Source organism: Oryzomicrobium sp. (genome assembly GCF_036820405.1).
Classification (GTDB): domain Bacteria; phylum Pseudomonadota; class Gammaproteobacteria; order Burkholderiales; family Rhodocyclaceae; genus Oryzomicrobium.
Genome location: NZ_DAISLS010000015.1, coordinates 14,744 through 34,033, shown reverse-complemented (window position 1 = coordinate 34,033; position 19,290 = coordinate 14,744). Strand labels below are relative to the sequence as shown.

The window sequence follows — 19,290 nt, the reverse complement described above, 5'->3', positions numbered from 1 at the left end:
CCCGACCCCGCCCGCCGCCGCATCCGGCGCGACCGGGCGCCTTTCGGGGATGTTCATTCGAGGAAGCAGGCATGGCGCAGACGCTCTACGACAAACTCTGGAACAGCCACGTCGTCCACCAGGAAGCGGACGGCACGGCGATTCTCTACATCGACCGCCACCTGGTGCACGAAGTCACCAGCCCCCAGGCCTTCGAGGGCCTCAAGCTGGCCGGCCGCAAGCCCTGGCGGATCTCCTCCATCGTCGCCACGGCGGACCACAACACCCCCACCGAAGGCTGGGACGCGGCCCGGGGCACGGCCACCATCGCCGACCCGATCTCGCGCCAGCAGGTGGAAACCCTGGACGCCAACATCAAGGCCGTCGGCGCCCTGGCCTACTTCCCGTTCATGAACGAGCGCCAGGGCATCGTGCATGTCATCGGCCCGGAAAACGGCGCCACCCTGCCGGGCATGACCGTGGTCTGCGGTGATTCCCACACCTCCACCCACGGCGCCTTCGCCGCCCTGTCCTTCGGCATCGGCACCTCCGAGGTGGAGCACGTGCTCGCCACCCAGACCCTGCTGATGAAGAAGTCCAAGTCGATGCTCATCACGGTCGAGGGCACTCTGGGGGCCGGCGTCACCGCCAAGGACATCGTCCTCGCCATCATCGGCAAGATCGGCACCGCCGGCGGCACCGGCTACGCCATCGAGTTCGCCGGCTCGGCGATTCGCGGCCTGTCCATGGAAGGGCGCATGACCGTGTGCAACATGGCCATCGAGGCCGGCGCCCGCGCTGGCATGGTGGCCGCCGACGACACCACCTGCGCCTACCTCAAGGACCGCATGTTGTCGCCCAAGGCCGCCGACTGGGATGCCGCCGTGGCTTACTGGAAGACCCTGCACAGCGATGAAGGCGCCCAGTTCGACCGGGTGGTGGAGCTGCGCGCCGAGGACATCCAGCCCCAGGTGACCTGGGGCACCTCGCCGGAGATGGTGGTGGCCGTGACCGGCCGCGTGCCCGACCCGGCCGCCGAGAGCGACGCGACCCGCCGTTCCGGCATGGAGCGGGCGCTCCAGTACATGGGCCTCACCGCCAACACCCCGATCAGCGAGATCCCGGTGGACGTGGTGTTCATCGGCTCCTGCACCAACTCCCGCATCGAGGACCTGCGCGCCGCCGCCGCCGTCGCCAAGGGCCGCCGCAAGGCCGATTCAGTCAAGCGCGTGCTGGTGGTGCCGGGCTCCGGCCTGGTCAAGCGCCAGGCCGAGGCCGAGGGGTTGGACAAGATCTTCCAGGCCGCCGGCTTCGAATGGCGCGAGCCGGGCTGTTCCATGTGCCTGGCGATGAACGCCGACCGGCTGGAGCCGGGCGAGCGCTGCGCCTCCACCTCGAACCGCAACTTCGAGGGCCGCCAGGGCCCCAACGGCCGCACCCACCTGGTGAGCCCGGCCATGGCCGCCGCCGCCGCCGTGACCGGCCATTTCACCGACGTTCGCCAATTCAGCTGAGCGGGAGCACGCACATGCAGGCATTTACCCTTCTTGACGGTCTCGTCGCCCCCCTCGACCGGTCCAACGTGGACACCGACGCGATCATCCCCAAGCAATTCCTCAAATCCATCAAGCGTTCCGGTTTCGGCCCCAACTGCTTCGACGAGTGGCGCTACCTGGACCACGGCGAGCCCGGCATGGATTGCAGCCAGCGGCCCAAGAACCCGGACTTCGTGCTCAACCAGCCGCGCTACGCCGGCGCCGAAATCCTGCTGGTGCGAGCCAACTTCGGCTGCGGTTCGAGCCGCGAGCACGCCCCCTGGGCGCTCCTCGACATGGGCTTCAAGGCCATTCTGGGCGAGTCCTACGCCGACATCTTCTTCAACAACTGCTTCAAGAACGGCATTCTGCCGATCGTGCTGCCCAAGGCCGAGCTGGACGAGCTGTTCGCCCAGGTGGACGCCGCCCCGGGTTACAAGCTGGTGATCGACCTGGCCGCCCAGACCGTGACCCGGCCCGACGGCAAGGCCATTCCCTTCCCGATCGACCCGTTCCGCAAGGAATGCCTGCTCAACGGCTGGGACGACATCGGCTTGACCCTGCGCCACGCCGACGAAATCAGCGCTTTCGAGGCCAAGCGCCGCGTCGAGCAGCCCTGGCTGTTCGCCTGAACGCCAGAGTAGCGGTAGTGCCGATTGGCAAGGCCCCGCGGGGCCGCTACCTTCCTTTTTGATGCGACATTTTGGAGCCCCGCCCGACCGGCGGGGCTTCGGCTTGACGAGAGAGACGACATGACGAAGAAAATCTGCGTATTGCCGGGCGACGGCATCGGCCCCGAAATCACCGCCGAGGCGGTCAAGGTGCTCAAGGCCCTGGACCTGGGCCTGGAAATGGAAGAGGGCCTGCTCGGCGGCGGTGCCGTGGACGCCACCGGCAACCCCTACCCGGAAGCGACGCAAAAGCTGGCCCAGGCGGCCGATGCGGTGCTGCTCGGCGCCGTGGGCGGCCCCAAGTGGGACAGCCTGCCCCGGGAACAGCGCCCCGAGCGCGGCCTGCTCGGCATCCGCAAGCAACTCAACCTGTTCGCCAACCTGCGCCCGGCCATCCTCTATCCGGAACTGGCCAATGCCTCCACCCTCAAGCCCGAAGTGGTGGCGGGCCTGGACATCCTGATCGTGCGCGAGCTGACCGGCGACATCTACTTCGGTCAGCCCCGCGGCATTGAAATGCGCGATGGGGAGCGCTTCGGCTTCAACACCATGCACTACACCGAGTCGGAAATCCGCCGCATCGGCCGGGTCGCCTTCGAGGCCGCGCGCAAGCGCAACAAGAAGGTCTGCTCGGTGGACAAGATGAACGTTCTTGAAACCACCCAGTTGTGGCGCGACGTGATGAACGAACTGGCGCCCGAATACCCGGACGTGGAATTGACCCACATGCTGGTGGACAACGCCGCCATGCAGCTGGTCAAGGCGCCCAAGCAGTTCGACGTGATGGTCACCGGCAACATGTTCGGCGACATCCTGTCCGACGAAGCCTCCATGCTCACCGGCTCCATCGGCATGCTGCCCTCGGCCTCCCTGGACGCCAACAACAAGGGTCTCTACGAGCCGTCCCACGGTTCCGCCCCGGACATCGCCGGCAAGGGCGTGGCCAACCCCCTGGCCACCATCCTCTCCGCCGCTATGATGCTGCGCTACACCTTCAACCTGGAAGAAGCCGCCGCGAAGGTGGAAAACGCGGTGAAGAAGGTGCTGGCCCAGGGCTATCGCACCGGCGACATCTACGAGCCGGGCACCACCAAGGTGGGTACCCAGGAGATGGGCAACGCGGTCCTGGCCGCCCTCTGAGATGGGCGTGGCGCCGTGCCGGCGCCAAATCGTTGCGGGCGCTGGCGTGCCATGCGCGCGAGTGCCCGCTAACGTGTTAATGTTTGATTTTTCCCGGCCGTTATATCGGGACAGGTTTTTTCGTTATCAAGGTTGAAGGTTGGCACCATGAAAAAGGTTGGTCTGGTTGGTTGGCGGGGGATGGTCGGTTCCGTCCTCATGCAGCGCATGCAGGAAGAGAACGACTTCGCCCTGATCGAGCCGGTGTACTTCTCCACCTCGGCGGCGGGCGGCAAGGCCCCGGCCTTCGGCGGCAAGGAGGGCGGCACCCTGAAGGATGCGAATTCCATCGATGAGCTGAAGAAGATGGACATCGTCATCACCTGCCAGGGCGGCGACTACACCAAGGAAGTCTTCCCCAAGCTGCGCGCCTCCGGCTGGAACGGCCACTGGATCGACGCCGCCTCCGCCCTGCGCATGGCCGACGATGCCGTGATCGTGCTCGACCCGGTCAACCTGGACGTGATCAAGAATGCCCTGGCCAAGGGCGGCAAGAACTGGATCGGCGGCAACTGTACCGTGTCGCTGATGCTGATGGGCCTGGGCGGCCTGTTCAAGGCCGACCTGGTGGAGTGGGTGTCCGCCATGACCTACCAGGCCGCTTCCGGCGCCGGTGCCCAGAACATGCGCGAGCTGCTCGCCCAGATGGGCGCCCTGCACGACGCGGTCAAGGGCGACCTGGCCGATCCGGCCTCCGCCATCCTCGACATCGACCGCAAAGTGGCCGAGACCATGCGCTCGTCCGCCTTCCCGACCAAGAACTTCCGCAACACCCCGCTCGCCGGCAGCCTGATCCCCTGGATCGACGTGCCCGTCGACAACGGCCAGTCCAAGGAAGAATGGAAGGGTGGCGCCGAGTGCAACAAGATCCTCGGCAAGCCGGCTTTCCGCTCCGCCGGCAGCATTCCCATCGACGGCCTGTGCGTGCGCATCGGCGCCATGCGCTGCCACTCCCAGGGCCTGACCATCAAGCTGAAGAAGGACGTGCCCCTGGACGAGGTGAGCGAGATCATCGGCACCGCCAACGACTGGGTGAAGGTGGTTCCCAATGAGCGCGAGATCACCGAGCGCGAGCTGACCCCCACCGCCGTCACCGGCACCCTGACCGTTCCCGTCGGCCGCCTGCACAAGCTGGCCATGGGTCCGGACTACCTGGGCGCCTTCACCGTCGGCGACCAGCTGCTGTGGGGCGCCGCCGAGCCGCTGCGCCGCATGCTGCGCATCCTGCTCGAAGCCTGATGCAGCGGCGGGCGGCCTCGGCTGTCCGCCATTGCCTGTTGTAAAAAAGCCGGGAAAGCACTCCAATGCGGTTTCCCGGCTTTTGTTTTATTCGCGGTGTGGCATTCCGGCGACGCGACGGTGGCAGATATATTGTCACAAAGAGGTTTAGCTTGATCGGCTAACTTCATGATGTTATTTTAATTATTCCAATTTCGACGCTCAGGGGTGGCGCCGTGAAAAAAGAACGTCATATGACCTATCCTCTTCGCACCGGGCTGCGCGCCGGTGCCGTGGCCGTTTCCCTGGCCATCGCCTTGGGCATGGCGCCCCTGGCGGCCCAGGCCGCGGGCCTCGGCAAACTCAAGGTTTACTCGGCGCTTGGCCAGCCCTTGCGTGCGGAAATCGAACTCAACGCCACCAAAGACGAGCTTTCCGGCATGACGGCCCGGCTCGCCTCCCAGGGGACCTTCAAACAGGCCGGGATCGACTATGCCTCGACCCTGCTGGGCCTGCGTTTCGCCATCGACAAGAAGGACGCCTCCCGACCGGTGATCCGCCTGTCCTCGGACCGGCCGATCAACGACCCCTTCGTGGACATGCTCCTCGAGATCGACTGGCCCGCCGGCCGCCTGGTGCGCGAATACACCTTCCTCCTCGATCCCCCGGAAATCTCCGGCAAGGCCGCCCAGGTGGCCCCGGTCGAGGCCAAGACCCTGCCCGGCGTCGCCGCCGCCGAAGGCCCCGCCCTGGCCAAGGAGCCCCGGGTTGGCAAGGCCGCTCCGGCTCCGCGCGTGCGTGAAAAGGCGGAAAAGGTCGAGAAGGCCGAGCCCGCCCCGGCCAAGTCCGCCGGCGAGCCTTCCGCCACCCACTTGGTCAAGCGCGGTGAAACCCTGCGCCAGATCGCCGCGGCCGAACAGGTCGAGGGGGTCAGCCTGGAACAGATGCTGGTGGGCTTGTATCGGGCCAACCGGGACGCCTTCGACGGCAACAACATGAACCGCCTGCGCGCCGGGCGCATCCTCAACGTGCCCGACCAAGCCACCCTGGCCGCGGTCAGCCCGAGCGAGGCGAAGAAGGTGGTGGTGGCCCAGTCCTCCGACTGGAACGCCTACCGCCGCCGGCTGGCCGGCCTGGCCGCCGAAGGTCCGGCCCGGGACAGCGGTGTCGGCCAGGCCGCCTCGGGCAAGGTCACCGCCCGGGTGGACGACAAGGCCGCCCCGGCCAGCGAACCCCGCGATCAGGTGCGGGTGTCCCGTACCGAAACGGCCAAGGGCAAGGGCGGCAAGGCCGGTGCCGGCGTGGCCGAGGAAGACCTGGTCGCCAAGGACAAGGCCCTCAAAGATGCCAACGAGCGCCTGGCCCAGCTGGAAAAGAACGTCAACGATTTGCAAAAGGCCCTGGAGCTGAAGAGCCAGAATCTGGCCGAGTTGCAGAAGCAGTCCGGCGCCAAGGCCCAGCCGGCCCCGGCACCGTCGGCCCAGGCGCCGATCAAGCCGGCGGCCGAGCCTGCTCCCGCGCCCCAGCCCCAGCCTCAATCCGCTGCTCCGGCGGCCACGCCTGCGCCCGCCGCCGCCGCGAGCGAGCCCGCCGCTTCGGCCACCCCCATCCCGGCCGCCGACACGCCCAAGGCCGAGGAAAAACCGGCCGAGCCCGTGGCGCCCAAGGTCGAAGAGGCGCCCAAGCCCGCCGCACCGAAGCCCGTCGCCAAGCCCGTGCCGCCGCCGCCCCCGGTGGATGAGCCCAGCCTGATCGACGACCTGCTCGGCAATCCGACCCTGCTGGCCGGCGGAGGCGGTGTCCTGGCCCTGCTGCTCGGCCTGGTGGCCTACCGGCGGCGCAAGGCAGCCCAGGTTTCCCACCTGTCCGAAACCATGCCCATGACCACCAGCATGCCCAGCCAGCCGAGCCTGGGGGCCAATTCGGTGTTCAAGAGCACCGGCGGCCAGAGCGTGGATACCTCCAACACCCCGGTCACCGATTTCAGCCAGGCCGGTCCCGGCACCATCGACACCGACGAGGTGGATCCGGTGGCCGAGGCCGACGTCTACATGGCCTACGGCCGCGACGCCCAGGCCGAGGAAATCCTCATCGAGGCCCTGCAAAAGGACCCCAAGCGCACCGCCATCCACCTCAAGCTGCTGGAGATCTATTCCAACCGCAAGAGCCTGAAGCAGTTCGAGACCCTGGCCTCCGAGCTGTACGCCGTCACCGGCGGCAGCGGCGGCGACTGGGACAAGGCGGCGGCCATGGGGGCCAAGCTCGATCCGAACAATCCCCTGTTCGCCGCCGTCCAGGGCGGACATGCCGGCGCGCCGGCGGACAAGCCCGCCGCCAGTCCGGCCTCCGCGCCGCTCCAGGCTGCCGGCACCGCGGCTGCCGCCGGTGTTGCGGCTTTGGCCCTGGGCGAGGTCTTCGGTGCCGAGCCGACCGAAGCCACCGCCAAGGCGAAGGGCGACAACAGCCTGGCCGATCTGCTGGCGTCCCACGGCGCCGATGCGGCTACCCTGGATTTCGACTTGGGCAATGTCCTCAACGCGGGAGCCGATCCGGTTGCCAAGCCGGAGCTGGACCCCCTGCCCGACCTGGTCCTGCCCGAGCCCGTAGCCGAGGCGCCGGCGCCTGCAGCTACAGCTGCGGCGGATGACGACGGGCCGGTAGCCGCCCAGGAAGCGCCCAAGTCCGACCTGGAAAGCACCATGACCCTGCCCGATCCGGGCGCCGTCGAATTCTCCCTGGACGACAGCTTCAGCAGCGCCGAAACCGCCGTCCAGACCCCGGCGGCCCTGGAGCACGACGACAACGGCCTGGACTTCGAACTCGACCTGGGCGACGCCGGCCTGGCGCTAGATGCCCCGTCTGCCGCGCCGGCTGCATCCGTGCCCGCGGCCCAGCCCCAGCTTGAGGAAGCCGAGGAGCTGCCGGCCGTTGCGCCGCTCGAAGTTGCCGAGCCGGCCCCCGAAGAGCCCGCCGTGCCTGCCGCTCCTGATGCGTCTGCTACGGACGATTCGGGGCTGGAATTCGACGTGCAGCTGACCGAATCCACCGTCCTGGGCGACGCCCTCCAGGCTCGTTCCTTCGACCTGTCCTCGATCAGCCTGGACCTGGATCAGCCGGGTCAGCCCGGCCAGCCGGACGAAGCGGCCGGCGCCGCAGCTCCGGCGCCGGAAGCCACGGTGATCATGGCCCCGGCCGACAGCGCCATCGACTTCGGCAGCGAAAGCAGCAACGTGCCCCTGGACCTGCCGCCGGAGCAGCCCGCCGACGGCGACTCCCGCTGGCAGGAAGTGGCCACCAAGCTCGACCTGGCCAAGGCCTACGAGGAAATGGGCGACGTGGAAGGTGCCAAGGAGCTGTTGCAGGAGGTGCTCGCCGAAGGCGACGCCACCCAGCAGGAACAGGCTCGCGCCATCATCGGCCGTATCGGGAGCTGAGCGGCTGTTGCGCTAACTCCCCGACCTGGCCGGGCGCTACAATGCGCCCAGCCCGAAGCGTCGCCGCCCCCCGGGGCCGCGGCGCTTCGTTTTTTCGCGTCGTCCCTTTCTAGCCCCGCGACGCTTGCCGACCACGGCCGGCGTCCGGTCACTCTTTTCCCCCTCTTTACCCCTCGTGCCTTCCTCCCATCACCCCGTCCTCCCCCTGGCGGCCAGCCTGGTCCTCCTGCTCGCGGCCCAGCAGCCCTGGGGTCCCTGGCTGGTCCTAGCCCTGGTGCCCCTGGCCCTGGCGGCCGGCGCCGGCGCGGACCTGAGGTGTTTGCTCCGGCGCACCCGCTGGCTGCTGCTGTCCCTGGTGGCGGTGTTCGCCCTGGGCACGCCGGGAAGCGTGTGGTGGCCGCCCTTGGGTATGTGGGTGACCCGGGAAGGACTGGAATTGGCTTTGGAGCACGGCGCCCGCCTGGTGGCCGTGCTGGCGGTGGTGGCGATGCTGCTGGCCCGGACGCCGGCCCAGACCCTGGCGGCGGGGCTGCTCACCCTGTTCGCGCCCCTGGCCCGTCTCGGGGCGCCGGTGGAGCGGGCGGTGGCCCGGCTGGTGCTGGTGCTGCGCGCCATCGACGCTGCACCGGCCCGCACCGGGGCGGCGGGCGTGGCCGGCACCTGGCGCCTCAGCCTGGCCTCCCTGGCCGGTGCGGGCTTGCCCGACGACGCCCTGCCCGGCAATGTGCTGGAGATTCCCCGGCAAACGCTGACGGCCGGGGAGCGCGGGCTGCTGGCGCTGCTGGGCGCCGTTGCCCTGGCCCTGGCGGCAAACCTGATCGGAGGCGCTGCATGAGGATCGCATTGGGGCTGGAATACGACGGCCGGGACTTCACCGGCTGGCAGACCCAGCCCGCCGGCACCGGCATCCAGGACGCCCTGGAGGCGGCCCTGTCGCGCATTGCCGGCACCCCGGTCGCCACGGTGTGCGCCGGCCGCACCGACAGCGGCGTCCATGCCACCCAGCAGGTGGTGCATTTCGACGTGGACGTGCAGCGCCCCGAGTCGGCCTGGGTGCGCGGCGTGAACACCTACCTGCCGGACAGCGTGGCGGTGCGCTGGGCCACGGTCGTGCCCGAGGACTTCCATGCCCGCTTTTCCGCCACCGGCCGGGCCTATCGCTACCTGCTGCTCAACCGGCCCCAGCGCCCCGGCCTGGCCCGCGGGCGGGCCGGCTGGTTCCACCACCCCCTGGACGAGGCGGCGATGGCCGAGGCGGCGGCGCGGATCATGGGCACCCACGACTTTTCCGCCTTTCGTGCCGCCGAGTGCCAGGCCAATTCGCCGGTACGCACCGTCACCCGGGCCGAGGTGCGCCGTTTCGGCGACTGGATCGTCTTCGACTTCGCCGCCAACGCCTTTTTGCACCACATGATCCGCAATCTGGTGGGCAGCCTGGTCTACATCGGCAAGGGCGCCCATCCTCCAGCCTGGATGGACGAACTGCTGGCGGCCCGCAACCGCACCCTGGCGGCCCCCACCTTCGCCCCGGACGGGCTTTACCTGGCCAGCGTCGACTACCCGGCCGGCTTCGCCCTGCCCGCCGCGCCCGTCGAGGGCGAGGCCTTTCCCTGGATCGCGCCATGACTGCTTCCACTGTTCCCGCCGCAGCCCCCCTCCCGCGCATCAAGATCTGCGGCCTGACCCGGGAGTCCGACGTGGCCGCCGCCGTGGCGGCTGGTGCCGACGCCCTGGGCTTCGTCTTTTACGCCAAGAGCCCCCGGGCGGTGAGCGCCGAGCGGGCCGCCGAACTGGTGCGGGCCGTGCCTCCCTTCGTCACCGTGGTGGGGTTGTTCGTCAATCCGGCCCCGGACGAGGTGGACGCGGTGCTCGACCGGGTACCCCTCAACCTGCTCCAGTTCCACGGCGACGAGAGCGAAGCCGAGTGCCGGCGCTACCGCCGCCCCTACCTCAAGGCGGCGCGGATGAAGGCCGGGGTCGATCTGCTAAAATACGCGGCTGACTTTCCTTCGGCCCGGGGCCTGCTGCTCGATACCTTCGTCGAGGGCTACGGTGGCAGCGGTCAGACCTTCGACTGGTCCCTGATCCCGGCGCCCGTCGCGCGCGATTTTTCCATCGTGCTCTCCGGCGGTCTGGATGCCGGCAACGTGGCCGCCGCCATCCGGGCGATCCGGCCGGCGGCGGTGGACGTGTCCTCCGGCGTCGAGCTGCACGAGGGAGGCAAGCCGGTGAAGGGCGTCAAGGACCCGGAACGCATCCGGGCATTCATCGCGGCGGTGCGCGGCGCTTGAGCCGGCGCTTCCGCCAGGAGTTGGGTTTTCATGAGGACATCGATGCGCAGGATTCCGGGAGGACAGAGCCGCCGCGCGTGGCGCTGCTTCCTGGCCAACCACACCTGACCGGCCGGCACACTGCCGACCCGTCCGGCGCGGCCTTGCGTCGCCAAGCGCCCGCCTCATCCTGCATTCACTCCTGCATCCCCTGGAGATTCCCATGACCACTCCGAAACCTGCCTCTGCCACCCCCGCCATTCCCGTGGCCGATTTTTCCACTTACGACCTGCCCGACGCCCGCGGCCACTTCGGCCCCTACGGCGGCGTGTTCGTCTCCGAAACCCTGATCGCCGCCCTGGAAGAGCTTAAGGAAGCCTACGCCGAGGCCCAGCGCGATCCGGAATTCCGCGCCGAGTTCGAGTACGAGCTCAAGCACTACGTCGGCCGGCCCAGCCCGATCTACCACGCCCGCCACTGGTCCGAGAAGCTGGGCGGCGCCCAGATCTACTTCAAGCGCGAGGACCTCAACCACACCGGCGCCCACAAGGTGAACAACTGCATCGGTCAGGCCCTGCTCGCCCGGCGCATGGGCAAGCCCCGGGTGATCGCCGAAACCGGCGCTGGCCAGCACGGCGTGGCCACCGCCACCGTGGCCGCCCGCTACGGCATGGAGTGCGTGGTGTACATGGGCTCCGAGGACGTCAAGCGCCAGGCCGCCAACGTCTATCGCATGAAGCTGCTCGGCGCCACCGTGGTCCCCGTGGAGTCCGGCTCCAAGACCCTCAAGGACGCCCTCAACGAGGCCATGCGGGACTGGGTGACCAACGTCGGCAACACCTTCTACATCATCGGCACCGTGGCCGGCCCCCACCCCTACCCGATGCTGGTGCGCGACTTCCAGTCGGTGATCGGCACCGAGGCCATCGGCCAGATGCAGGAGCAGGTGGGCCGCCAGCCCGACTACGTGATCGCCTGCGTCGGCGGCGGTTCCAACGCCATGGGCATCTTCCATCCCTACATCCCGGTCAAGGGCGTCGAGCTGATCGGCGTCGAGGCGGCGGGGGAGGGCATGGACACCGGCCGCCACGCCGCCAGCCTGCAAAAGGGCCGTCCCGGCGTGCTGCACGGCAACCGCACCTACCTGCTCCAGGACGCCAACGGCCAGATCATCGAGACCCACTCGGTCTCCGCCGGCCTCGACTACCCGGGCGTCGGCCCCGAGCACGCCTGGCTCAAGGATTCCGGCCGGGCCAGCTACGTCGGCATCAGCGATCACGAGGCCTTGCAGGCCTTCCATGACTGCTGCCGGCTCGAAGGCATCATCCCCGCCCTGGAGTCGTCCCACGCCCTGGCCTACGCCGCCAAGCTGGCGCCGACCCTGCCCCGCGACAAGGTGCTGCTGGTGAACCTGTCCGGCCGGGGCGACAAGGACATGCATACCGTGGCCGAAAAAACCGGCATCCAGTTCTGACCGAATGCCGAGGAGATTTTGACCATGTCCCGTATCGCTACCGTTTTTTCCCAACTCCAGGCCGCCGGCAAGAAGGCCCTGATCCCCTTCGTCACCGCCGGCGATCCCGATCCTGAACAAACCCTGCCGGTGCTCAACGCCCTGGTGGAAGCCGGCGCCGACGTGATCGAGCTGGGGGTGCCGTTCTCCGACCCGATGGCCGACGGCCCCACCATCCAGCGCGCTTCCGAGCGGGCCCTGGCCAAGGGCATGACCCTGGCCAAGGTGTTCGAGATGGTGCGCGCCTTCCGCGCCGGCAACGCCACCACCCCCATCGTGCTGATGGGCTACGCCAACCCGATCGAGGCCATGGGGCTGGAGGCCTTTGCCCAGGCCGCCGCTGACGCCGGCGTCGACGGCGTGCTGGTGGTGGATTACCCCCCCGAGGAGTCCGCCGAGTTCGCCGCCGCCATGCGGGCGGTGGACATCGATCCCATCTTCCTGCTTGCCCCCACCTCCACCGATGCGCGCATCGCCCAGGTGGCCGAGGTGGCCAGCGGTTACGTCTATTACGTCTCGATCAAGGGCGTGACCGGCTCTGCCACCCTCAATCTGGCCGAAGTGGCCGCCCGCATCCCCCTGATCCGCCAACGCACCGGCCTGCCGGTGGGCGTGGGTTTCGGCATCCGCGATGCCGAGACCGCCCGGGGCATCGCCGCCATCGCCGACGCGGTGGTGGTGGGCAGCCGCCTGATCGAGGAGATGGAGCGCCATCCCGCCGCCCAGGCGGCCGAGGCGGTGCGCGCCGTGGCCACCGACATCCGCCGCGGCATCGACGCGGCCTGACCCTTTCAACGAATTCCCTTTGCTGGAGACCCCGAGTCCATGTCCTGGCTGAACAAGCTCCTGCCGCCCAAGATCAAACGCGAAAGCGGCCCGCGCAAGAACTCGCCCCTGCCCGAAGGCTTGTGGCGCAAGTGCCCCTCCTGCGAGGCGGTGCTTTACGCCACCGACCTGGAGAGCAATCTCCACGTCTGTCCCAAGTGCGGCCACCACAACCGCATCAACTCGCGCCAGCGCCTCGACCTGCTGCTCGATCCCGAAGGCCGCTTCGAGATCGGCGCCGAGGTGCTGCCGGTGGACAGCCTCAAGTTCAAGGACAGCAAGCGCTATCCGGACCGCCTCTCCGAGGCCATGGAAGACACCGGCGAGACCGATTCCCTGGTGGTCATGCAAGGCGCCATCAAGACCCTGCCGGTGGTGGCCGCCTGCTTCGAGTTCGACTTCATGGGCGGTTCCATGGGCTCGGTCCTGGGCGAGCGCTTCGTGCGCGGCGTCAAGGCGGCCATCGAGCAGCAGGTGCCTTTCATCTGCATCACCGCTTCCGGTGGTGCGCGCATGCAGGAAGGCCTCTTTTCCCTGATGCAGATGGCCAAGACCACCGCGGCCCTGACCAAGTTGTCGGAAGCCCAGCTGCCCTTCATCTCGATCCTCACCGACCCGACCATGGGCGGCGTGTCCGCCTCCTTCGCCTTCGTCGGCGACGTGGTGATCGCCGAGCCCAAGGCCCTGATCGGCTTCGCCGGCCCCCGGGTGATCGAGCAGACCGTGCGCGAGAAGCTGCCCGAAGGCTTCCAGCGTTCCGAGTTCCTGCTGGAGAAGGGCGCCATTGACATGATCGTGGACCGCCGCGAAATGCGCGACAAGCTGGCCCAGCTCATCACCATGCTGCAAAAGCTGCCCGCGGCGGCTTAAGCGTCAAGCGTCCTCCACTTTCTTCTGGCTTTACCCGCCGAGCCCCAAACCGGGTTCGGCGGCGAGAAATGGCAATGTCCCACCGTACCCTCGCCGACTGGCTCACCCACCTCGAATCCCTCCACCCTCGCGGCATCGCCGGCATCGAACTGGGGCTGGAACGGGTGGCTCGGGTCAAGGCCGCCCTGGGCCAGCGCGAAGCCGTGCCGGTCATCACCGTGGCCGGTACCAACGGCAAGGGCTCGGTGTGCGCCTACCTGTCCACCATCCTCGACCGGGCCGGCTACAAGGTGGGCTGCTACACCTCGCCCCATCTGGTGGCCTACAACGAGCGGGTGGCGCTGAACGGCGTACCCGCCGACGATGCGACCCTGTGCCGCGCCTTCGCCCGGGTCGAGGCGGCCCGGGGCGACGAGGCCCTGACCTATTTCGAATTCGGCACCCTGGCGGCCTGGGAAGTGTTCGCCGAGGCCGGCGTGGATGCGGTGGTCCTGGAAGTGGGCCTGGGCGGCCGGCTGGACGCGGTCAACGTCTACGAGCCCGACGTGGCGGTGGTCACCGGCATCGCCCTGGACCACCAGGATTTCCTCGGTCCCGACCGGGAATCCATCGGCCGCGAGAAGGCCGGCATCTACCGGGCCGGCAAGCCCGCCCTGTGCGCCGATCCGCAGCCGCCCCAGTCCTTGCTCGATGCCGCCGCCGCTATCGGCGCCGACCTGCGCCTGCTCGGCCGCGACTTCGGCTTCGAGAAGAGCGCCGAGGACCGCCTGCAATGGCGCTACTGGTGCCGCAGCGGCGGCGAGGTGGCTCGCCGCTCCTTGGCCTACCCGGGGCTGCGCGGCGCTACCCAACTGCGCAACGCCAGCGTCGCCCTGGCGGCCCTGGAAGCCCTCAAGCTGCGCCTGCCGGTGGCCATGGGCGCCATCCGCCGCGGCCTGATCGAGACCGAGCTGGCCGGCCGCTTCCAGGTCCTACCCGGTCGCCCGGCGGTGGTGCTCGACGTGGCCCATAACCCGGATGCCGCCAAGGTGCTGGCCGGCAACCTCTCCACCATGGGCTTCTTCGACCGTACCTACGCGGTGCTGGGCATGCTCGGCGACAAGGACATCGCCGGCACCCTGGCGCCCCTCAAGGACAAGGTGGACTACTGGTTGCTGGCCGACCTGGCCGTGCCCCGGGGCGCCACTGCCGCCGCCCTGGCCGAGGTTATCGCCGCTCAGGGCCTGGGCGGTACGGTGGAAACCTTCGCCGCGCCGTCGGACGCCTTTGCCGCCGCCGCGAAGCGGGCGGGGGAGAGTGATAGAATCGTCACCTTCGGATCGTTCTACACCGTGGCCGACGTGCTCGCCCGGGTACGCCCGATCCGCCCGGCGGCCTGAGCCTTGTTGGCCGTCGCGTCCCCTTCACCAGCCTGGATTTCCCTCCGCCTACCGGCATGACCGACAACGACGCGCAACTCCTGCTCAAGAAGCGCGCCCGCCGCCGCCTCGTAGGTGCCGTGGCGTTCGCCTCCCTGGCCGCCGTGATCCTGCCCATGGTCATGGACGAAGCCCCGCCGCCGCCGGCCACCGACGTGCAGATCGTCATCCCCGAACGGGACCTGCCGGCCAAGCCCGCCCCGGCCAAGGCGCCCGAATCGGTGGCCGAGCCGGTGCCGGCCGCCCCCGCGGCCCCCGAACCCGTTGCTCCGCCGGCCAAGCCGGCGCCCGCCGTGGCTGCTCCTGTGCCGGTGGCGCCGCCCCCGGTCGCGACCGTGACGCCGCCGGCGGAACGTCCTGCCGCCAAACCGGTCGAAGCCAAGCCAGCGGAAAAAGCCGCCGACAAGCCCGTGGCCAAGCCTGCCGAAAAGGCGCCGGAAAAAGCCCCGGCCAAGGCCGACAAGCCCACCGAGAAACCGGCCGAAAAAGCCAAGGGCGACGCCGACAGCAAACGCGCCGCCGATCTCCTGGCCGGCCGCTTCGACGCCAAGCCCGCCGCCAAGGAGCCGGCCGCTTCCGGCAACGGCTACGTGATCCTGATCGGCGCCTACGCCAATCCGGCCAACGTCAAGCAGCTGCGTGCCAAGCTCGACGAAGTCGGGGTAAAGACCTACACCGAGGCCCTGGAATCGCCCCAGGGCACCAAGACCCGGGTGCGGGCCGGTCCCTTCGCCAGCAAGGAAGCCGCCGACAAGGCCCTGGACAAGATGAAGCGCGTCGGCGTGTCGGGCGTGGTGGCTGCCAAACCGTGATTTTCCTGCCGCCCCGATTCCTCTGACCGGGGCGGTCCATTTTCGTGACCTATTTCGACTACGCCGTCATTGCCATCCTGCTCTGCTCGGTCCTGCTCGGGGCCTGGCGGGGCGTGGTCGGCGAGGTGATCGCCCTGGTGGCCTGGGTGCTGGCCTTCTTCGCCGCCCGGGCCTTCGGCGACGAGGTCGGCGCCGCCTTCCTGACCAAGGTCGTCGCCGATCCGTTCTGGCGCACCGTGGCCGGCTGGGTGCTGGTGTTCTTTGCCGTGATCGCCTTGATGGCCCTGGCCCGGTTGGCCGCCCAGGGTTTGTTGAAGGCCCTCGGCCTCGGCTTCACCGATCGGGCCCTGGGGGTGCTGTTCGGCCTGCTGCGCGGCGCCCTGATCGTCTTTGTGCTGGTGCTGCTGGGGGGCATGACCGCCCTGCCGAAGCAGCACTGGTGGGCCAACGCCCAGTTTGCAGCTCCCTTCGAGACGGCAGTGCTGGCCTCGCGGCCGTGGCTTCCGTCCGAAGTCTCGAAACGAATTCGCTTCAAGTAAGGTGCTTTATGTGCGGGATCATCGGCGTAGTCGCCACCACTCCGGTTAACCAACTGCTCTACGACGGCCTGATGGTGCTGCAGCACCGCGGACAGGACGCGGCGGGCATCGCCACGGCGGAGGGCAACACCTTCCACATGCACAAGGGGCCGGGCCTGGTGCGGGACGTGTTCCGCACCCGCAACATGCGCGCCCTGCCGGGCAACTGGGGCATCGGCCACTGCCGCTACCCCACCGCCGGTTCCGCCTGGAATTTTGCCGAGGCCCAGCCGTTCTACGTGAACTCGCCCTTCGGCATCATGCTGGCGCACAACGGCAACCTGACCAACGCCCCGACCCTGAAAGAGCAGATGTTCGTCCAGGACCGGCGCCACGTGAACACCAACTCGGATTCCGAGGTGCTGCTTAACGTGCTGGCCCACGAACTGGCCGCCGCCGCCCCGGGCATCCGCCTCGACGCCGCCGCCGTGTTCAAGGCCGTCGATGGCGTCCATCGCCGCGTCAAGGGGGCCTACGCCGTGGTGGCGATGATCGCCGGCGTCGGCCTGGTGGCCTTCCGCGACCCCTACGGCATTCGTCCCCTGGTGCTCGGCCGCAATGTGACCGAGGCCGGCACCGAATGGATGGTGGCCTCCGAATCCGTGGCCATGGACACCCAGGGCTTCGAAGTCGTCGGCGACGTGGCCCCGGGCGAAGCCATCTTCATCGACCTGGAGCGCAACCTGTCCCGTGCCGCCTGCGGCCCCCAGGTGACCCCGGCCCCCTGCATCTTCGAATACGTCTACCTGGCCCGCCCGGACTCGGTGCTCGACGGCATCTCGGTGTACGAGACCCGCCTCAACATGGGCGAGAAGCTGGCCGCCAAGGTGCGTGAGACCATCGACCCGACCCAGATCGACGTGGTCATCCCCATTCCCGATTCCTCCCGCCCCTCGGCCATGCAACTGGCCGAGGCCTTGGGCATCCCCTATCGGGAAGGGTTTGTGAAGAACCGCTACATCGGCCGCACCTTCATCATGCCCGGCCAGGCCACCCGCAAGAAGAGCGTGCGGCAGAAGCTCAACACCGTGACCCAGGAATTCAAGGGCAAGCGGGTGATGCTGGTGGACGACTCCATCGTGCGCGGCACCACCTCCCGGGAAATCGTCGAGATGGCCCGGGCCGCCGGCGCCCTCAAGGTGTACTTCGCCTCGGCCTCGCCCCCGGTGCGCTTCCCCAACGTCTACGGCATCGACATGCCGACCCGGGGCGAGCTGATCGCCACCGGCCGCACCGATGCCGAGATCGCCGAGGTGATCGGCGCCGACGCCCTGGTCTACCAGGATCTGGCGGCGATGAAGGAATCGGTCACCCAGTGCAACCCGGCCGTCACCCGTTTCGATGCTTCCTGTTTCGACGGTATCTACGTCACCGGCGACATCGACGCGGCCTACCTGGACGGCGTCGAGCAGAGCCGGGGCAAGCACGACAGCAAGAAGATCAGCGAGGACGACTCCAACGAGTCCCAGCAGGTCGAGCTGACCGTGGTCGCCACCGCCTCGGACCTTTGACATGAGCCTGCCCCCCGACCTGCAACTGGACACCCTGGCGGTGCGCGCCGGCCAGGAGCGCAGCCAGTTCAACGAGCACGCCGAAGCCCTCTACCTCACCTCCAGCTTCGTCTTCGAGAACGCCGCCCAGGCGGCGGCGCGCTTTGCCGGGGAAGAGGAGGGCAACGTCTACTCGCGCTTCTCCAACCCCACCGTCACCGTCTTCCAGGAGCGCTTGGCCGCCCTGGAAGGGGCCGAGGGCTGCATCGCCACCGCTTCGGGCATGTCGGCGATCCTCTCCCTGGTGATGGGCCTGCTCAAGGCCGGCGACCACATCGTCGCCTCCCAGGGGCTGTTCGGCGCCACGGTGCAGCTGCTCACCAACATCCTGCCGCGCTTCGGCATCCAGACCACCCTGGTGCCCCAGACCGACGCTGCCGCCTGGGCTGCCGCGGTGCGGCCGGAAACCAAGCTGCTGTTCGCCGAGACCCCGTCCAACCCCCTCACCGAGGTGGCCGACATCCGCGCCCTGGCGCAGATCGCCCATGACCACGGCGCCTTGCTGGCGGTGGACAACTGCTTCTGCACTCCGGTGCTGCAACGTCCCCTGGACCTGGGCGCCGACCTGGTGGTCCATTCCGCCACCAAGTACCTGGACGGTCAGGGCCGCGTCCTGGGCGGCGCCGTGTGCGGCCGCAAGGCGCTGACCGACGAGGTGCTGAAGTTCCTGCGCACCGCCGGCCCGTCCCTGGCGCCGTTCAACGCCTGGGTGCTGCTCAAGGGCCTGGAAACCCTGAAGATCCGCATGATGGCCCAGTCCGCCGCCGCCCTGGAGCTGGCCGCCTGGCTGGAAGCCCACCCCAGCGTGGCCCGGGTGTTCTACCCCGGCCTGCCGTCCCATCCCCAGCACGCCCTGGCCATGGCCCAGCAGAAGACCGGCGGGGCCATCGTCTCCTTCGAGGTCAAGGGCGGCCGCGCCGAAGCCTGGAAGGTGGTGGACGCCTGCAAGCTGCTGTCGATCACCGCCAACCTGGGCGACACCAAGACCACCCTGACCCACCCGGCCTCCACCACCCACGGCCGCATCAGCCCGGAAGCCCGGGCCGCCGCCGGGGTCAGCGAGGGCCTGCTGCGCATCGCCGTGGGCCTGGAAGCGGTGGACGACCTGAAGGCCGATCTAGCCCGGGGGCTGTAACCCGGCCTTACGTCCCGGGGCTTGCTGCCGCAACGAACGACGCCGCCTCCGGGCGGCGTCGCCGTTTGCGGCACGGGACAAGGCGGGACCGCGCCAGGGGCAGCGGTAGCCCCGTGGGCGGGCGGCGCGGGGGGCGCCGTGTTACACTCGCCCCCTCCTGGCCGAAGCCGACGCGCTTTCGTGCCAGACTCCCGGGCCGCGCAACAGTCTGACGGCCCGTCCCCGATGCGCCGGCCGGGCTTTCGCCCATTCCATGCGATCCGGCCGCGCTTTCCGGCACTCTTTCCCTCCCTGACGAGTCTG

Annotated in this window: 16 protein-coding genes; all 16 read left to right on the top strand. The window is 68.9% G+C overall.

Going from position 1 to position 19,290, the window contains the following annotated elements; translation table 11 throughout:
• The first annotated feature begins 71 nt into the window (after positions 1-71).
• Complete coding sequence (leuC, locus tag V7Z98_RS15130) at positions 72-1,493, top strand: 3-isopropylmalate dehydratase large subunit (protein ID WP_334158906.1); 1,422 nt, start codon at positions 72-74, stop codon at positions 1,491-1,493.
• 14 nt (positions 1,494-1,507) lie between these two features.
• Positions 1,508-2,146, top strand: coding sequence for a 3-isopropylmalate dehydratase small subunit (gene leuD / locus V7Z98_RS15125; RefSeq protein WP_293265096.1), 639 nt, complete (start codon positions 1,508-1,510; stop codon positions 2,144-2,146).
• A gap of 120 nt (positions 2,147-2,266) precedes the next feature.
• Positions 2,267-3,325, top strand: coding sequence for a 3-isopropylmalate dehydrogenase (gene leuB / locus V7Z98_RS15120; protein WP_293265094.1), 1,059 nt, complete (start codon positions 2,267-2,269; stop codon positions 3,323-3,325).
• A 147-nt stretch (positions 3,326-3,472) separates the two neighbouring features.
• Complete coding sequence (asd, locus tag V7Z98_RS15115; protein WP_293265092.1) at positions 3,473-4,603, top strand: aspartate-semialdehyde dehydrogenase; 1,131 nt, start codon at positions 3,473-3,475, stop codon at positions 4,601-4,603.
• Between the two features lie 233 nt (positions 4,604-4,836).
• Positions 4,837-8,016, top strand: a complete 3,180-nt coding sequence (locus V7Z98_RS15110) for a FimV/HubP family polar landmark protein (protein ID WP_334158904.1) — start codon at positions 4,837-4,839, stop codon at positions 8,014-8,016.
• Between the two features lie 175 nt (positions 8,017-8,191).
• Positions 8,192-8,851 carry a CbiQ family ECF transporter T component gene (locus tag V7Z98_RS15105; RefSeq protein ID WP_334158900.1) on the top strand — a complete coding sequence of 220 codons (660 nt, stop codon included), beginning with the start codon at positions 8,192-8,194 and terminating at the stop codon, positions 8,849-8,851.
• A complete protein-coding gene (gene truA / locus V7Z98_RS15100; protein WP_334158899.1) occupies positions 8,848-9,642 on the top strand; it encodes a tRNA pseudouridine(38-40) synthase TruA in 795 nt (264 codons plus the stop codon). The genes V7Z98_RS15105 and truA overlap by 4 nt, the downstream gene beginning before the upstream one ends.
• Positions 9,639-10,307 carry a phosphoribosylanthranilate isomerase gene (locus tag V7Z98_RS15095; protein WP_334158897.1) on the top strand — a complete coding sequence of 223 codons (669 nt, stop codon included), beginning with the start codon at positions 9,639-9,641 and terminating at the stop codon, positions 10,305-10,307. Before truA ends, V7Z98_RS15095 begins: the two co-directional genes overlap by 4 nt.
• A 202-nt stretch (positions 10,308-10,509) precedes the next feature.
• On the top strand, positions 10,510-11,760 hold the full coding sequence (gene trpB / locus V7Z98_RS15090; RefSeq protein ID WP_442951853.1) for a tryptophan synthase subunit beta: 1,251 nt from the start codon (positions 10,510-10,512) through the stop codon (positions 11,758-11,760).
• A gap of 24 nt (positions 11,761-11,784) precedes the next feature.
• Entirely contained in the window at positions 11,785-12,585 is an 801-nt protein-coding gene (trpA, locus tag V7Z98_RS15085) for a tryptophan synthase subunit alpha (protein ID WP_334158896.1), read from the top strand.
• Between the two features lie 39 nt (positions 12,586-12,624).
• Positions 12,625-13,494 (top strand): acetyl-CoA carboxylase, carboxyltransferase subunit beta, encoded by an 870-nt coding sequence (gene accD, locus V7Z98_RS15080; RefSeq protein WP_334158894.1) that lies wholly within the window; start codon positions 12,625-12,627, stop codon positions 13,492-13,494.
• 68 nt (positions 13,495-13,562) lie between these two features.
• The gene (gene folC / locus V7Z98_RS15075) at positions 13,563-14,873 is read left to right on the top strand and encodes a bifunctional tetrahydrofolate synthase/dihydrofolate synthase (RefSeq protein WP_334158893.1); all 1,311 of its coding nucleotides are present in this window, start codon (positions 13,563-13,565) and stop codon (positions 14,871-14,873) included.
• 56 nt (positions 14,874-14,929) lie between these two features.
• The gene (locus V7Z98_RS15070; protein WP_334158891.1) at positions 14,930-15,724 is read left to right on the top strand and encodes an SPOR domain-containing protein; all 795 of its coding nucleotides are present in this window, start codon (positions 14,930-14,932) and stop codon (positions 15,722-15,724) included.
• Between the two features lie 44 nt (positions 15,725-15,768).
• Positions 15,769-16,263 carry a CvpA family protein gene (locus tag V7Z98_RS15065; RefSeq protein WP_334158888.1) on the top strand — a complete coding sequence of 165 codons (495 nt, stop codon included), beginning with the start codon at positions 15,769-15,771 and terminating at the stop codon, positions 16,261-16,263.
• A gap of 8 nt (positions 16,264-16,271) precedes the next feature.
• Positions 16,272-17,813 carry an amidophosphoribosyltransferase gene (gene purF, locus V7Z98_RS15060; RefSeq protein WP_334158887.1) on the top strand — a complete coding sequence of 514 codons (1,542 nt, stop codon included), beginning with the start codon at positions 16,272-16,274 and terminating at the stop codon, positions 17,811-17,813.
• Between the two features lies 1 nt (position 17,814).
• Positions 17,815-18,987, top strand: coding sequence for an O-succinylhomoserine sulfhydrylase (locus V7Z98_RS15055; protein WP_334158885.1), 1,173 nt, complete (start codon positions 17,815-17,817; stop codon positions 18,985-18,987).
• The last annotated feature ends 303 nt before the right edge of the window (positions 18,988-19,290 follow it).

Coding starts and splice junctions, on each gene's coding strand:
- purF (WP_334158887.1), top strand. CDS start 16,272: ATGTGCGGGATCATCGGCGTAGTCGCCACCACTCCGGTTAACCAACTG.
- V7Z98_RS15110 (WP_334158904.1), top strand. CDS start 4,837: ATGACCTATCCTCTTCGCACCGGGCTGCGCGCCGGTGCCGTGGCCGTT.
- folC (WP_334158893.1), top strand. CDS start 13,563: ATGGCAATGTCCCACCGTACCCTCGCCGACTGGCTCACCCACCTCGAA.
- asd (WP_293265092.1), top strand. CDS start 3,473: ATGAAAAAGGTTGGTCTGGTTGGTTGGCGGGGGATGGTCGGTTCCGTC.
- accD (WP_334158894.1), top strand. CDS start 12,625: ATGTCCTGGCTGAACAAGCTCCTGCCGCCCAAGATCAAACGCGAAAGC.
- trpA (WP_334158896.1), top strand. CDS start 11,785: ATGTCCCGTATCGCTACCGTTTTTTCCCAACTCCAGGCCGCCGGCAAG.
- leuD (WP_293265096.1), top strand. CDS start 1,508: ATGCAGGCATTTACCCTTCTTGACGGTCTCGTCGCCCCCCTCGACCGG.
- V7Z98_RS15095 (WP_334158897.1), top strand. CDS start 9,639: ATGACTGCTTCCACTGTTCCCGCCGCAGCCCCCCTCCCGCGCATCAAG.
- V7Z98_RS15055 (WP_334158885.1), top strand. CDS start 17,815: ATGAGCCTGCCCCCCGACCTGCAACTGGACACCCTGGCGGTGCGCGCC.
- trpB (WP_442951853.1), top strand. CDS start 10,510: ATGACCACTCCGAAACCTGCCTCTGCCACCCCCGCCATTCCCGTGGCC.
- leuB (WP_293265094.1), top strand. CDS start 2,267: ATGACGAAGAAAATCTGCGTATTGCCGGGCGACGGCATCGGCCCCGAA.
- leuC (WP_334158906.1), top strand. CDS start 72: ATGGCGCAGACGCTCTACGACAAACTCTGGAACAGCCACGTCGTCCAC.
- V7Z98_RS15070 (WP_334158891.1), top strand. CDS start 14,930: ATGACCGACAACGACGCGCAACTCCTGCTCAAGAAGCGCGCCCGCCGC.
- truA (WP_334158899.1), top strand. CDS start 8,848: ATGAGGATCGCATTGGGGCTGGAATACGACGGCCGGGACTTCACCGGC.